We start from the raw sequence: 15,417 nt of genomic DNA, 5'->3' as shown, positions 1-15,417 counted from the left end.
CGTATAAACCCAAAATCCGTGTTTTTTCTGATATTCATGACGCAAAGAAATCGCATGATTTGATTCCTATGAACGCTTCTTCTGTTGAAAAAAGGAAGTACGGCTGTAGTACTAATCTACCACTGAATTATAATAGTAAAAATCTCATAAAAACTATCAAAAATACCAGATGTGATAATGTTTTTTTTATATATAATACAATATTGAAAATGCACATTATCTACGCATCAAATATAATTAAATTTCATAAATATATAATTTTGGAGGTTATTATGAAAGTTAAAAATAATTCGAAAAATCAGATTAAGGTTTCAGTTAGTGCTTGGAATTCTGATGGTAACGACAAATATTGGCCATTAGACCCTGGAAAAGATGATCAGTGGACCCGCAGTGATCAACGCGGTTATATAGCGGTATTAGAAAAAGACTTAATAATAGAATCATATTTTGTTTTGTATAACAGCGATATTGTTGTTAATGAAATATCTATTACAGATCATGGTCGCCTCATCTTACCCCTTCACTCCAACCCCGTTAATTTGACATAGATTATTGGTGATCCTCTAGAGGATCACCAATAGCAAGAATAAAACTGCTTATTATCAATAAAATACCGTCATTGCTTATTCCTATAAAACTAACTATTCAAATATTACACCGAATCAGTCATTGAATTAGCAAGTAATTTCCGTAAATTCCGCATTTCCCTTCCCTGATTAATCGCGACTGCACCCACTAAGATTTCATTTTCTGTACCCAGCAAAATGGCTTTATCTGATTGCAAATCACCTTGGATATGCCACTCCTCAGCCTGCATTTTGCCAACCATCTGGATATTAATGCCCCATTGATCTGTCCAGAACCACGGAGCTCCCGGCTGTGGGGGCTGTAGTCCCATCATTGCATGTGCAGCGATAGTTGCCTGGCGGTTAGCATTTTCCCAGGTTTCACGACGCTGGAGATCCCCCGTTAAAGGCTCTCTCTGAAGGCAAACATCCCCAGCAGCAAAAATATCCGGTTCAGACGTCTGGCAACGGCTGTCAATGACGATACCACCATTAGTAACCAAACCGGCATCAGCAGCGAGCCTGTCCCTGAATTCCGCACCGATACCATAAATAATAATATCTCCGATCACCTTTTCTCCGGTGTTCAGCATAAGAACTAATTCATGCTCTCGCCTTTGTGCGGAAACAATATTGGTATCAAGGAAAAATTGCACCCCTTTTTCCTGATGGCGATTTAAAAGATAATCCTGCAACAACGGAGGTGCGCAACGCCCCATGATGTTATCCGCCTGTTCGATAACCGTCACATTCGCGCCCATTTCACAGGAGGTTGCAGCCAGTTCCAGACCAATAACACCCCCGCCGACAATCAAAACCCGTTTACCTTTTTTCACCGCCTGGCGTAAACGTTGCGCATCATCCAATGTTCTCAGGGTATAAACATTTTCACCCAGTTGATCGAGCAGCGGAAAACGTCTGGCTCTTGCGCCCATGGTGAGCAGGAGTTTGTCATACCTGAACTTATCGCCATTTTCCAAAACGACACAATGTTCTGCGGGAATAATACGACTGACCGGCTGACCCATGCGTAAATCTATCCGGTTTTTCAGATAGAAATCTTCGGAGAACAAATACTTCGGTTCTTCTTCCGGGTTCATTAAATACTCTTTTGATAAAATAGGCCGCTCATAAGGTGCATGATATTCTTTACCAATTAAAATAATATCGCCATTAAACTGTTGCTGCCTTAAGGTTGCGGCGGCCATCGCCCCCGCTTGTCCTGCTCCGACAATAATAAAAGTCTGATTCCGCATATTACGCTCCTGTCTGATTCACAGGTTGAGCACTGACCATTGCCATTCCAGCCAGCCATTCCTTAATAGGTTGGTAATAGTGTCGTTGAGCTTTATATTCGCCATAAACAGAAAGCGCCGCAAAAGCGGCAATCCAACAGCGAATTTCCTGTCCCCCCTTACCACCCTGGATAGCAATCCCGCCATTCGTTAATGAAGCAAGGCGCTGTATATCGCCACTGCAAAAAATATTCAACAGTTCTTCATCCCACTGAGGGTTCAACGGAGCAACGACATTTTCACCACGTGCCAACGATTCTCCAACCGCAATCACCCGGCTTTGCCGTCTTTGACGTGCTTCTTTCGTCGGGTTTCTCCCGGCAATCAGGCCCTCTTCAACTTCCGGCGGAACCTGTCCAATCTGCGATATCGGTGGATCATGTGATAAACCACCAGAACCCAACAATAATACTCGCTGATCTGTTTTAAATAAGAATTGTCCAATCGCACGACCAAGCGCAACGGTACGGCGGCATGTCGGTAATGGACTGGCTGCACAGTTAATAAATACTGGGATAGTTGGATAGCGCTGTAAATCCTGGCAAAGCAACATCAATGGTTGAACAAAACCATGATCAGCCTGCATACGCCAGGATTGGGCTACATCAATACCGGTGTCGTATAAAGCAGAAATGAGATCCTTTGCAGCGTTTTCAGGAACATTGAGTGGACCGTTGCCAATATCCCAATCCCCCACTGCATTCGCTCTGACCCCAACACAAAATGCCGGCATCAAGTCATAAAAAAAACCATTAAAATGGTCAGGGGCAAAAATCACTATCAATTCTGGATCATATTCTTTCACTTGTTCAGCCAGTTGTTGAAAAACCTGCCGAACGTGCTTTTCTGTCGTTCCAGGTGGAGAACAAAAATCCATCAAAGGTGTGTGTGAAGTACAGATCAATTTAATGGTCATCTGAATTCCCCTTTTTATTCGGTGACATGATTCCCGCAGTGATCCGGCGAACTCCACGAATACTTAATCCGGCGTCAGCCGTTATCATGACACCGGTTAAGGTACGGTTGTTTGCACGGGAAGCGAGCATGACATATGGGCCGGTGAAATCTTCCGGCTGAGGCGTAAATTGCAAAGGTAAAGCTGCGCCAATACTTTCCAGAGGCAGACTGTCTGTGATGCATTTATCCTGCTGGGATAATGTGGCCGGGCCACGGAGATCACTCGGCATACCACACGGCGCGACACCATTCACTCTGATAACCGGCGCCAGTTCATACGCCAACTGGCGTATCATCCCAACGACGCCATGCTTGCTGGCGGTATACAACACACCACCGCCACCAGAAAACCATGATGAACTCGACAACGTAAAAATCATGCTGCCTTCTGATGCTGTTAGCGCAGGTAATGCCGCTTTGGCCCCCAGAATGTACCCTTTCAGGTTAACACCCATCAGTTCATCAAATCCTTTGTCAATCTGTTCTGCTGACGCGTCAAGCAGGCTGGTTTTATGATCCCAAAGCCCAGCATTACCGACAAAGCAATCCAATCTACCAAAATACCGGACAGTTTCAGCAACTGCCCGCTCATTATCTGCAAAAGAGGTGACATCCCCCTGAATAACACAGAGATCTTTGCCAAAACAATGCGCCAGAGCTGTCGCTTTTTCCGCAGATAACTCCAATACGCCAACTTTGGCGCCTTCCGCAATAAAACGTTCTACTAAAGCCAAACCTAAACCGGAGCCACCACCTGTTAATAAAATGACTTGATCTTTAATCCAACTCATTATTGCTCCTCCGAAACAGTGATATAAATTTTTCCATCTTCAACAACAACAGGATAGGTCTTCAATGGATCTGTCGCAGGAAGACAAAGCGCCTTCCCGGTTCTAAGACAAAAACTGGCCGTATGCAGTGGACACTCAACTGTTGCATTGTCTTCCAGATACCCTTCGGATATAGAAGCATTACCGTGACTGCACCGGTCATCAACAGCAAAGAATTCGCCGTTATAGTGAAACAGCGCAATATCCGGTGTGTATTCCACCTTACGCGCTTCTCCATCAGGCAATTCTTCAACAGTACATGCAAATAACTGGCTCATCAGAATAAGACACTCAAGTTATGGAAAGTTAAGATGGCCTGATCCAAAGTAATTTCACGTCTGCAAACCAGCCAGCTACCTGTATTCAGATTGCGGCGAACACAATCCAGCCGCTTACCGACATAAAAAGCTTCATCTTTCTCTTTTTGTGAGCGGTACAGCAGATAATTGGACTGAACATGAAACTGGTCTGGCAAATCTGTTTCAGTAATCACCAAGTTTGTCAGTAGATGACGAGTGCGGGATGGCGGTTCTTCTGCCCAGGCCATACCGGTTTCTAACCGGGCAATCCGGCGTTCAAGCTGAAATTTATTATCATTGAATAACCAAGTGGTTGGAGGCTGGATACTTTTGCGGCGGTCGCGGGTTTGGGCGTTAACAATGGTGCGCATGGTATAACTAAGATCTTCTGATAACAGCTCAAGCCAGTCACGAAATTTCCAGTCATCCAGTAACGCTACTTCATAATATAAAAACTGACTTATTTCGTAATACAGCTCTAGCGATACTCGCTTTTCTTGATTGACGATTAGTTCTTTCATTTGACCAACTCCTGCTGATAAGCCCGGCTTTTTTCCTCTATCTCATCCCAGGTTTCACTGGTCAGTAAGTCAGCCCAGCGTTGATACATGCCACGGGCAACGGTTTCGGAAAAAACATAGTTGGTCACGCCTGGAATACCATCGTCCCTCACTCTTTCTTGTCCCAGCCTCATTTCCATACACAACGGGCTGTTACGGGCTTTGTAGCCTCTGAGTACCTTCTGGATTTCCACCCAATTTTCTGAATCATCCTGTTCGAGAAAACCTGCCGGACCAAATGCACGGGTTGCACTATTTTCAAAAGCCTCTTTTACCTCTGGAGAAGCCGCTTTGTCTGCAATGCAAAATGCCCATACCTCCACCTGGTCTGGTCCACGCGGATGCCATACCCGCATTGTCGCGGTACCGTTAAGCCAGGAGAGTGTTGGGAAAATATTGTTGTGGCCCGCAAGACGCAGTGCCCTGACTTTCCCCAGGCGTTGCTCTGCTTCAGCGTAGGTTTCACGGTAGTAACGGGCGACGGCACCATCAACCCAGACATTAGCATCAGGTTTTTCAGTCAGGAAAAATCCACTACCGTGACCATTTTGAGCAAATTGCACTGCATCTTTTGCCGTTTCCCAGACCGGCCGGGAAGTCTGACCGGCGCCTAACGCTTTTTTATCGTCGCCCTCCTTTACAGCTAAAACCTGTACAGCAGAAGCATGACTAAATAAAGCGTGGTATTGATCACCGGCAAACTGTTCAGCAGGTAATTTCCAGTTACAGTTAATGACCCACTTTTGCACACCGCCGATAACTTCTGTTCCTCCCTCGCGACGGTCAAGCACGCCATCAAGATACCAGGCCATATCACCAAGATAATCAATCAAGGAGGGTGCTGTCGTATCCCAGTTACCGAAAATCAAACCCTTATAACTCTCCACACACGGAACTTCCTGAAGTCCCCATTTCTCTTTGCAAAGCCCGTGTGGATAGGCGCACGATTCCAGTGGAACGTCAACTAATCGCCCATCAACACCGTATGACCAACCGTGATAAGGACAAGTAAACGCACGGGTATTACCACTATCCGCGTAACAAACCCGCATTGAGCGGTGACGACATTGATTTAGAAAGGCTTTAACGGAACCATCTTTCTGCCGGACAACAACAACACTGTCCTCTCCCATATAAGTATTAAAAAAATCTCCCGGACGCGGGATTTGACTGTGATGAGCCAAAAAGAGCCAACAACGGCCAAATATTCTTTCGAGCTCTAATTGATAAAGCCCAGGGTCAATATAAATCTGAGGAGTTACACGACCGGCTCGGGCATCAATCAGGCGGTAAATCTCTGAGTTTTTGCTCAATGTCATATTATTGATCCTCATGTAAATGAAAAGTTGACTTTTTGCCAACATGCAAAATGAATGCTATTAATAGATTAATAATTTGTGAAATACATTGTTTGTTTAAATTGAGACTTTTTTTCGATATGTAGAGGAAACGGCAATGGAATTAAGACACTTACGATACTTTATTGCAGTAGCAGAAGAATTAAACTTTACTAGAGCCGCAAAAAAATTGCATACCGCACAACCTTCATTAAGCCAGCAAATAAAAGATTTAGAAGACTATATTGGATCTACATTATTAGAAAGAAATAAACGCAGAGTCTCTTTAACCAAAGCCGGGGAAGTTTTTCTCCAACAGGCCAGGATTATTCTTGACAATGCAGAGAAAGCAAAAAAAATGGCACGCAGAGCAGCACAAGAACAAATTGTGCTTACCATTGGATTTGTCCCATCAGCAGAAGTTAAGGTATTACCTGAAGTTATTCCAGTGTTTCGTCTTTCTCATCCTGAAGCAAAAATAGAACTTATTAGTTTATTTAATCCAAGACAAGAAGAGAAATTACTGCAAGGTGACATTGATGTCGCTTTTATGCGTCCGCCAATAAAGAGTGATTCTATTGATTTTAAAGTTATTCTTAATGAACCACTGGTAGTACTGATGCCGGCTAATCATAGGCTAAGATACTGTGAGAAAATTTCAGTCGATGACTTACATGGTGAGAACTTTATTATTCCTGATCCAACACAATCCGGTATATTACAACAGATTATAGAAAATTATTTTGCTGAACATAATGTCTCACCGAATATTATTCAAACAGCTAACAATATGTTATTAATTTTAAACATGGTCAGCCTGAATTTAGGATGTGCAATAGTACCATTCTATATTACCAGTATCATGACCGACGCTGTTGTTTGCCGGCCATTATCTGGATATTCACCAACAATAGAGTTAATAATGGCATGGCGAAAAGACAACACATCAGAATTATTATCACATTTAATAGATATTGTTGAAAATAAATATCTATAGAAATTAAGTATAATCGTTTTTACATTTCAGATTAGACATATTAAGTATTAGTTAATATTGCTTGATGTCGTTATATTAACATTAAATTAACCTGAAAAAAATAAGGGAAATATTGTTATGTCAACGACAAACCGTCAACATAAACCTGTACAACCTGAGTTACGATCGCTTTGGTCAGCCATTGCTGGTGGTGAAGTTCATTTGCACCATATTAATGTAAAAGGGATAAAAACCCGCGTACTTGAAGCTGGCAGCGGCCCTGAAACCCTGATTTTCTTGCACGGTATTGGTGGTCATCTGGAAGCCTATATGCGTAATGTTCTGCCTCATGCTGCACATTTTCGCGTACTGGCAATTGATATGTTAGGACATGGTTTCACTGATAAACCTATCCGCTCTTATGAAATTATCGATTATGTAGAACACTTGCGGGATTTTGTCGAAACATTAAATCTGAAAAAAATTCACCTTTCCGGTGAATCTTTAGGTGGATGGGTCGCCGCCCGCTTTGCGGCAAAATATCCACGATATATTCGCCGTCTGGTGCTGAATACCGCAGGAGGTATGATTGCCGATCCAAATGTGATGGAACGCTTGCGCACTCTGAGCCTGAATGCAGTGAAAAACCCAGATCGGGAAACCACCCGCAAGCGTCTTGAATTCCTGATGGAAGATCCTGCTATGGTGACAGAAGACCTGGTTGAATCCCGTTTTGCGATTTATCGTCAGCCGGATATGTTATCTGCAATGGAAAACATTATGTGCCTGCAAGACATGGATACCCGCCTGCGTAATCTTCTGACCGAAGATGAGCTGGCAAAAATTCAGGCCGAAACGCTGGTGCTATGGACAACTCACGATCCAACTGCCGCGGTTTCCGTGGGCCAGAAACTTGCCGGACTTATCAAAAACAGCCGTTTTGTCGTGATGGAAAAATGTGGTCACTGGCCTCAATATGAGGATCCAGACACGTTCAATCGAATTCATATCGATTTTCTGCTAAACGGCAACAAATAATGTCGCTTACAGACGAGTGATATTCCTCCTGGAATATCACTTTTGTCGCCTGATCAGGAGCAACAACCAATGAATAACGTGATAAACTATCTTGGCGAAAAATTGTTTCAATCATGGCGGAATAATCAGGCCATCACCCCGATTTCTGATGAATATCCAAAACTGACATTACACGATGCTTATCTCATCCAACAAAGAGTCATTTCCCACCGTCTAGAAACAACTAATGAACGAATTGTCGGTAAGAAAATTGGTATCACTAGCCAGGCAGTGATGGATATATTGGACGTAGATCAGCCAGACTTTGGCATTCTCACCTCAGATATGTATTACGAAAATAATGCCACTGTGCCCATTGAACAGTTAATTGCGCCGAAGGCTGAAGGTGAAATTGGCTTTATCCTGAAACGCAATTTGCGTGGTCCAGGTATTACCGCGGAAGATGTACTGCAAGCAACAGCTTATGTTGTACCCTGTATCGAAATCGTCGATTCCCGTATCCGTGATTGGAAAATAAAAATCACGGATACGGTTGCTGATAATGCCTCATCAGGTTTATTTGTTATTGGTAACGGCACCCGTCTGCCATCAGAAATTGATTTGGCTGCCATTACTATGACACTGAAAAAGAACGGCAAACTGATTGATACCGGCATAGGTGCAGCCGCATTTGGGCACCCTGCCAACGCCGTTGCTTGGTTGGCGAATATGCTGGGAACGCTGGATACGACGCTACGCCAGGGAGAAATTATTCTTTCCGGTTCCCTTGCCACAATGGTACCAGTTAATGCCGGTGATCAATTGAAAATCAACTTATTGGGCCTAGGATCTGCCAGAATAAATTTCGCCTGAAAATTTATGAATGGCGTGGGCCACCGCCAACTTTCCAGCAACATTTGCTGTATTAACTAATACAGCCATATTAGCTTTCGCCGAGATCCCATTGGTTTCTCGGTCAATCATTCTCATCAGATACTTTGTCAACGAATTACCAACAATATTATTCCTCTTAGCCTCTAATACCGCACCTTGTATAATCATATCAATCTTTTGACTATCTATCGCATCCTCTGGCTTGGTTGGTGTCGTAATTAATATCCCTTTCCCTCCCGGCAACATCCAATTTATTTCAATCGCTTTGGCAATTACGGCGGGATCATCAAGACGTTGTGGACTTTTGAATCCGCTGGAACGACAGTAGAATGCAGGAAAATCATCCGACTGATAGGATATGATTGGCACATTCCATGTCTCCAGAAATTCCAATGTTAATCCAATATCGAGGATATTTTTTGCGCCAGCACAGACCACAGCAACACGGGAACGCGTTAACTGAGTCAAGTCTGCTGATATATCCATACTCGTCTCTGCACCTCGATGTACTCCACCAATCCCCGCAGAACAGAAGAATTTAATACCCGCTATTTCTGCTGCAAGTATTGACGATGCCACTGTTGTCGCCCCCATCCCACCACTCGCTAACACGACCGGAATATCCCGACTTGTGACCTTTGGAACATGAGATGCGGTAGCAAATTTCTCAATTTGTTTATCTAACATCCCAATCAGAAATTCACCATTATCTATTCCTATCGTTGCGGGAACTGCCCCACTTTCACGAACAGCCTGCTCAACATTCTTAGCTGTTGTGACATTATCAGGGTAATCCAAACCATGTGTAATCACATTGGATTCCAGAGCAACAACAGGTTTTCCTGATTCAAGTGCTTCTTTTACTTCACCGCTGAATTTAAGTGGAACGCTATGACTGATATTCATGTTATATACCTTTTCATTCTCTTGATATTATCTACTAAATATAACATTAGAGATAATATATCTATTAATATATACTTAATTGAATCTTACGGGTTGTATTTATTACTGGTAATTTAAAAGCTAGATTATTTTCTCAATCTCAGTCACACCTTCATTTTCCAACAGTTGATAGTGATCCGATATCAATTCAATTATTTTAGGTAGTGTTGATGAAAACACACCAGATTTTTCAATAAATGAATCATTATCTTTATTCGCCTTGAGAATAGTTATAGGTGCCTTTAGATATCTGTGATCAAGCTCATCAAAACTGTACTTGAAATCATAAGTCAAAGTCACAATCCTAACGATACGTTTTACTAATGATGGCTCCAAGTTTTTAAAGCGGCTACATATAAAGTTAATAAATGTCGCTTCACTATTCACCTGCTCTAAGCAAGTTTTAACCATTGGACTACTGATTGAACGAGCAAATACAGAAAAAAGTATTTGAACAAAAGCCGGATTAGTAAATTCAGCTCCTTCATCATGATATTTTTCTTGTTCCATGTGAAGATGAGGCGATCCCGGCGCCAGCAAGTTCAACGCCTTAATTTCTTCTCCAGCTTGTTCAAGCTGGTACGCAGCCTCAAATGCTACCCGGGCACCAAATGAATACCCCCATAATGTATAGGGCCCTTCTGGCTGTATTTTCTTTATCTCTTTAATATCTTCCTCTGCCATTTTCTGGATAGAAGAAAACGGTATTTCACTCTCGTTTATCCCATATGCCTGTATTCCATAAAATGCCCTGTCGGGAACCACTTTATTAGCCAGCAATCTCAAACTCATAGGATATCCGCCTAAACCCGGCCAACAGTAAATTGGGTCCTTGCTTGCCTGATTCAATAAAAGTAATCTTGATATTGTTTTAGCATCGGCTTGCTCAATCCATTTAGCCAATTCTTCTATATTGGGAGATTGAAAAAGTATTTGTAGCGGAAAACGAATATTAAAGGCCTCATTGATCTTATTAACCATAGCAACGGCCATCAAAGAATTACCTCCACTCTCGAAAAAATCATCGTGTGCAGATACTGAATCCCATTTCATCACTTCCATCCAAATTTTTCCAAGCCTCAATTCAGTATCTGTCCGTAATGGCACTAATGGTCTCTGTGTTGAAATATCCTCCACTGATTTAGATTTTGACAAAGACTGGTAATCCACTTTTCCATTAGCTGCCAAAGGTAATTTATCGAAAACTAATACCTTATTTGGAATCATATATTGAGGGAGTTGCTGATGAAGATCATCTTTAATGATCTCAACTGGCCCTTTCATATGAACAACATCTTCTTTCATACCTTCACAAGTATATTGCTCTTGGCTAATACTCCCACCTATACAGAAATAAAATGCCGCCATAGGTCTATCAAGCGCATTAAGAATAGATCGCATCCTTTTCGCCGAAGGTAAATCGTTATTGCTCTCTGAGCTGTAACCAGATGACATTAATCCAATACACAATTGATTACTTTGCAACGCATGTAATCGACGACCCAGTGTAATATAATAATGCCATTCAGGGACACCACGTGGAATAATTGACACCCCAAAACTGGAACGATCATAAACTTGCTGATTAATCGCGATAACATCCTTTTTCCGAACAATATCATCACTTACTCGCACAAATTCCCCGTTAGAAAAGTGATATAAACCACATGGCATCTCAGGTATTTTATTGACATGTGTTTGCAAATAAAGATCGGTATCAAATGGTGGTAATCTATTTTCATAGTTACAGATTTCAAATGCACCAAGGTAATAATCCTGAATATTACCATCATACCAATCAGGACATTCAGCTTGATATTCACTTTCACCAAGACCCAAACCGATTTCCGGTAATATGTCGTCAAAGAGCCCCATCATATGACCCACTTCCATTTTCAGAACTTCTTGTATGTTGTTCTTATAAACGGGCTCAATGGCTTCATGCTTTCCAATAAAATGTACTTTTATCGTTGGTTTTTCCCGACGACTCAATGTTGAAATTTTTATTAACTTATGAGTCACGGGATGATAATAGTAAATCCCCGCATCCAAACCGAGAACATGATGCAATTCAAAATACATTTGAGTCGCATAGAGAGCACCCGGTGAAGCATAGGCATATTTTGGCAATAAACGTTGATGACTGGTAAATTGACCAAAATAACGCAATACATAGCCAAAATCCTTAAGTGTTAAATTACTCAGTGGCAAAGAGAAAATTTCACTCGGCTGAGGAGTTGTCAGCAATGCTTTTAGTTGCTCTACCGTTATTTCTGTCCCTTCAAAATAGCGATATGTCTTGCGCCCAAATGCATATTCTCTTTGTTTTATCTCTCCTTCTTTATAAGGCAGTAAGATTACAGGACGATTCTCACATAATTCTTCATTTCGACAACCAGAATTAGAAAGTTGAGCTTTCACCTGTAGTTTATTGGCTTTTGATTTGTGATGTGAGCTACTATTACCTTGATCCATCAGCGCGGCTTCTTTATCATCCAATTCCACACATGCTATGAGATTTTGGAAACCCGTTCTGGCATCTTTCTTAATTAACATTGCCGCCGTCTTTATCCAGCTATGTTCTTCAATCGCATGACGTATTTCATCAAGCTCAATACGATAACCTCGTAACTTGACCTGGCTATCAACCCGACCAACAAAATAAGTATTACCATCGGCCCCTCTGGTCACGAGATCTCCCGTTCGATATAACCACGGGTATTTAGTTTCAAATGCAAGGTGATTATAAATAAATTTATCTTTTGTCATTTCTGGCTTATGCAAATAGCCACGTGCTAACTGAATACCCGAAATATAAAGCTCGCCAATTTCTCCCACCGCCACAGGTAATCTATTCTTATCAAGAACGTAGTATTCTGTATTATCTACAGGTATACCAATTGAAATAGATGTTTGATAATTTGGCAAAGTTTCATTTGTCACCCGGAAATAGGATGAATTAATCGTACATTCTGTTGGACCATATAAATTGATTAATTCACAGTGAGTAAAGCTATTCAAAAATTGAGCGGCTAATTTGGTTGTCAGCGCCTCTCCTCCACTGAATACTTGAGTCAGTGATAAGCAATCCAAAAAATTAGGATTATCTAGTAACGCTTGCAGTAAAGTAGGAACACATTGCAAAGTCGTCACTTGATGTTGAAGAATTGTTTTAATAATCGCATCCGGATCGCGATAGCATCCTACAGGGCCAATAATCACTTGGACACCTATTGCAGGCGCTAAAATTTCCCATTGAGCAGCATCAAAACTCATCGGCGTTTTCTGCAAAATTCGAGAGTGCTTCCCTAAGCTGAACGCTTTTGCAAGAAATCTCATTTGATTCACAATACTGTGATGCTCAATCATAACTCCCTTTGGTTTACCCGTACTACCCGAAGTATAAATAATATAAGCCAGGCTGGTTGGGTTGGGAACTCGATCCGTATTTAGAATATCTTCTATTGTTCGTGTTTTTATCGTCAGAGCGACATCTTCCGGTGTTATAATTAATACTGATTTTGGTGCAATGTCCTGTAACTGTTCTTTTAAATGCGATTGGGTAAAAATCACATCAATGCCAGAATCCTCTATCATATATTTGAGGCGCTCAGCTGGATAGTCAGGCGATAAAGGCAAATAGGCTTTATTCGCTGATAAAATACCCCACGCACCACAAATTAAATCTATAGAAGGGTCACAAAAAAGCCCAATACCCACTGAATTTTTTGAGCTCATTTCTGATAGACAATATCCAATCTCTTTCACTTTAAAATAGAAATCAGCGTAATTAAGCGATTGTTCTTTATCAATAACAACATATCCATCTGCCTGGTGCTTTAGTTGACTTTCAAGCATATCCATCAATGTTATTGCGTCTTCTTTAAGGCAAACATCAGTGATTAAATCACATTGTTTAATATTATTTTCTAACATTTTCAGTTACTTTATATAATAATGAAGTAAATATCGCCGTAGTTAAAAATGACATTTTATCTACGAAATTATAAGTGTCTTTTTGATCATGATTGATGACTTATATTTTATTAAAATCATTCAATTAATTAAATTCAACAAAGACACACTCTTCGAGGCAAATTAATATCCTTGCCAATTACTATAAGTAATCTGGCATTCGTATAAGACAATACCTTAAAGATTATCTAAAAAATTAATTTATTAGATGAAGAAATCAAAAAATTTAAATTATGATTATTCAATACTCTCCGTAAATAAAACGATTATTATTCTCCCCGGTAATTCTGAATCATTTATTTGTAATTTCGTGATAAGATTCATCTATCAAAATGCACCTCATCACGATATAGCATTATCAATCAATTAATTCATTGTTCTTTAAATATTCCAATATTAATTGAGAGACAAGAGAACACCTTTCCTTATCGTCATAGTTCATCCATGCTATTTTCTCAATCTCCGATGACGCTCGTATCTCTCCTTTAAATTCAAATACAAATCCAAGCTAATTTATCTATTATATAACTCATCATTATCTCCATTAAATAATATTTTAATAAAACAATAGAGCCAGTTTATTATTCAATCGGTGCTTCTTCGAAAGAAGGAGGAAGCAAAGGGGTACTTGTAAACTGATTTGCGGCTGCCCTATAAATGGTTAAACCATATTCTTTCCACAATTGATTCATGACATAAACCAGTTTTGGATTATGTTCTTCTTCTTCCTCTAATGCCCTGGCAATAATATGCGTCCATTCCTGCTCCCAAAGAGGATAGGTTATTTCATCCTGCCTGAAAGAATAAGTCTGATTAAGCGCAGAAAATTTAGCAGGTTTCGATAAATCAGTCGTTGAAAACAAAATGCATAACATGCCAACCCAATAACATTTAATAATATTTTTACTTTCTTCCGCCGGTAAACGTGCAGAGATCTTTCTCATTGCAAACAACGAGGTAATCAAATGAAGAAGCAAAAAATCACCCGGCTTAGCGAGATAAATCAATGTTATGACATAGAACAACTGAGCCCAACTTTCTTCTGCATTTTGGGTCTCAATCCAAACCGGCAAACGATATATTTCTGGGTGGCCTTGCATCAAGAGACGAGCAATACGATATTGCAGGCCTGATCTTCTTAATTCAGGATGTATTAAATCGGTATCGGCCAAATTTTCATTATCAACCAATGAATTTACCCAATCGGTTAATTCTACTTTCCTTTCCTCCCACAGCATTGAAATTCTCAATATAGAATCAAAAGCATTCTTGTCGTTTAAAGAACTATCAATAAATGCTCTCTCTGAATGACAAGGAACATAGGAGAATGCCATATAAGCAAGCCCTTCAATAATCATCCAAGGATGATCGATATCCAATGCCCAACCTAAATGAATTGTACCGTGAGTTAATGCACCAGCCCACCCAGACAAAAGAGTCGGCATATATTCTTGCAATACCTGTTCAATCCCTTTATTTTTAATTTCCTCTTCAAAATAATCACAGTAAGAAGAATAACTTGTTCTCTTGCCTAAGAAATATTTCCAATTCGTACTGTCTATCACATGCTTTAATGTTTTAGGTGGTTCAAGCCCCATACCATAGGGCGTCAATTTTGCATAATTATCATAATAGTCTTTAATTCTGCCAGCACTGATGCCCAAGCCATGCAGCGCTATAACAGCATGCTTAACGTGATTAGTAAGATGACCGTTAAATTCAATATGATATGAACGATCATTAAGTAGTTTGTTAATCATTTTTTT

At 40.7% G+C, this 15,417-nt stretch carries 13 protein-coding genes; 4 read left to right on the top strand and 9 right to left on the bottom strand.

Annotated features, from left to right (window positions below; all coding sequences use genetic code 11):
* The first annotated feature begins 272 nt into the window (after nt 1–272).
* Nucleotides 273–548 (top strand): hypothetical protein, encoded by a 276-nt coding sequence (locus tag LGZ99_RS06565; protein ID WP_036837392.1) that lies wholly within the window; start codon nt 273–275, stop codon nt 546–548.
* 104 nt (nt 549–652) lie between these two features.
* On the opposite strand, the gene hcaD is transcribed toward LGZ99_RS06565, so the two are convergent.
* The 6 genes from hcaD to hcaE are packed head-to-tail and all read right to left on the bottom strand — an operon-like array spanning nt 653 to nt 5,826.
* On the bottom strand, nt 653–1,822 hold the full coding sequence (gene hcaD, locus LGZ99_RS06560; RefSeq protein ID WP_036837391.1) for a phenylpropionate dioxygenase ferredoxin reductase subunit: 1,170 nt from the start codon (nt 1,820–1,822) through the stop codon (nt 653–655).
* Between the two features lies 1 nt (nt 1,823).
* Nucleotides 1,824–2,777 (bottom strand): 3-carboxyethylcatechol 2,3-dioxygenase, encoded by a 954-nt coding sequence (locus LGZ99_RS06555; protein ID WP_036837389.1) that lies wholly within the window; start codon nt 2,775–2,777, stop codon nt 1,824–1,826.
* Entirely contained in the window at nt 2,767–3,609 is an 843-nt protein-coding gene (gene hcaB / locus LGZ99_RS06550; RefSeq protein WP_036837387.1) for a 3-phenylpropionate-dihydrodiol/cinnamic acid-dihydrodiol dehydrogenase, read from the bottom strand. The genes LGZ99_RS06555 and hcaB overlap by 11 nt, the downstream gene beginning before the upstream one ends.
* Nucleotides 3,609–3,926: a 3-phenylpropionate/cinnamic acid dioxygenase ferredoxin subunit gene (hcaC, locus tag LGZ99_RS06545; protein ID WP_036837385.1), complete on the bottom strand. Its 318-nt coding sequence runs from the start codon at nt 3,924–3,926 to the stop codon at nt 3,609–3,611. Before hcaC ends, hcaB begins: the two co-directional genes overlap by 1 nt.
* Nucleotides 3,926–4,468 (bottom strand): 3-phenylpropionate/cinnamic acid dioxygenase subunit beta, encoded by a 543-nt coding sequence (gene hcaF, locus LGZ99_RS06540; protein ID WP_036837384.1) that lies wholly within the window; start codon nt 4,466–4,468, stop codon nt 3,926–3,928. Before hcaF ends, hcaC begins: the two co-directional genes overlap by 1 nt.
* The gene (hcaE, locus tag LGZ99_RS06535) at nt 4,465–5,826 is read right to left on the bottom strand and encodes a 3-phenylpropionate/cinnamic acid dioxygenase subunit alpha (RefSeq protein WP_036837383.1); all 1,362 of its coding nucleotides are present in this window, start codon (nt 5,824–5,826) and stop codon (nt 4,465–4,467) included. Before hcaE ends, hcaF begins: the two co-directional genes overlap by 4 nt.
* 136 nt (nt 5,827–5,962) lie before the next feature.
* Here hcaE and hcaR point away from each other — a divergent pair, with 136 nt between their 5' ends.
* The 3 genes from hcaR to LGZ99_RS06520 all read left to right on the top strand — a co-directional run bounded on the left by hcaR (nt 5,963) and on the right by LGZ99_RS06520 (nt 8,710).
* A complete protein-coding gene (hcaR, locus tag LGZ99_RS06530) occupies nt 5,963–6,841 on the top strand; it encodes a DNA-binding transcriptional regulator HcaR (RefSeq protein WP_036837382.1) in 879 nt (292 codons plus the stop codon).
* Nucleotides 6,842–6,958: 117 nt separating this feature from the next.
* Nucleotides 6,959–7,858 carry an alpha/beta fold hydrolase gene (locus tag LGZ99_RS06525; RefSeq protein ID WP_036837381.1) on the top strand — a complete coding sequence of 300 codons (900 nt, stop codon included), beginning with the start codon at nt 6,959–6,961 and terminating at the stop codon, nt 7,856–7,858.
* Between the two features lie 69 nt (nt 7,859–7,927).
* Nucleotides 7,928–8,710, top strand: coding sequence for a fumarylacetoacetate hydrolase family protein (locus LGZ99_RS06520; RefSeq protein ID WP_036837379.1), 783 nt, complete (start codon nt 7,928–7,930; stop codon nt 8,708–8,710).
* On the opposite strand, the gene LGZ99_RS06515 is transcribed toward LGZ99_RS06520, so the two are convergent.
* The 3 genes from LGZ99_RS06515 to LGZ99_RS06505 form a co-directional block, all read right to left on the bottom strand.
* Nucleotides 8,681–9,637 carry a pseudouridine-5'-phosphate glycosidase gene (locus LGZ99_RS06515; protein ID WP_036837378.1) on the bottom strand — a complete coding sequence of 319 codons (957 nt, stop codon included), beginning with the start codon at nt 9,635–9,637 and terminating at the stop codon, nt 8,681–8,683. The two genes, LGZ99_RS06520 and LGZ99_RS06515, sit on opposite strands and share 30 nt — an antisense overlap.
* A gap of 120 nt (nt 9,638–9,757) precedes the next feature.
* On the bottom strand, nt 9,758–13,612 hold the full coding sequence (locus LGZ99_RS06510; RefSeq protein WP_036837377.1) for an amino acid adenylation domain-containing protein: 3,855 nt from the start codon (nt 13,610–13,612) through the stop codon (nt 9,758–9,760).
* 620 nt (nt 13,613–14,232) lie between these two features.
* Nucleotides 14,233–15,411, bottom strand: a complete 1,179-nt coding sequence (locus LGZ99_RS06505) for a questin oxidase family protein (protein ID WP_021325772.1) — start codon at nt 15,409–15,411, stop codon at nt 14,233–14,235.
* Nucleotides 15,412–15,417: the final 6 nt, after the last annotated feature.

Source organism: Photorhabdus temperata (assembly GCF_025384845.1).
In the GTDB taxonomy this organism is placed as follows: Bacteria; Pseudomonadota; Gammaproteobacteria; order Enterobacterales; family Enterobacteriaceae; genus Photorhabdus; species Photorhabdus temperata.
This window is presented reverse-complemented; position numbering and strand designations above follow the sequence as displayed.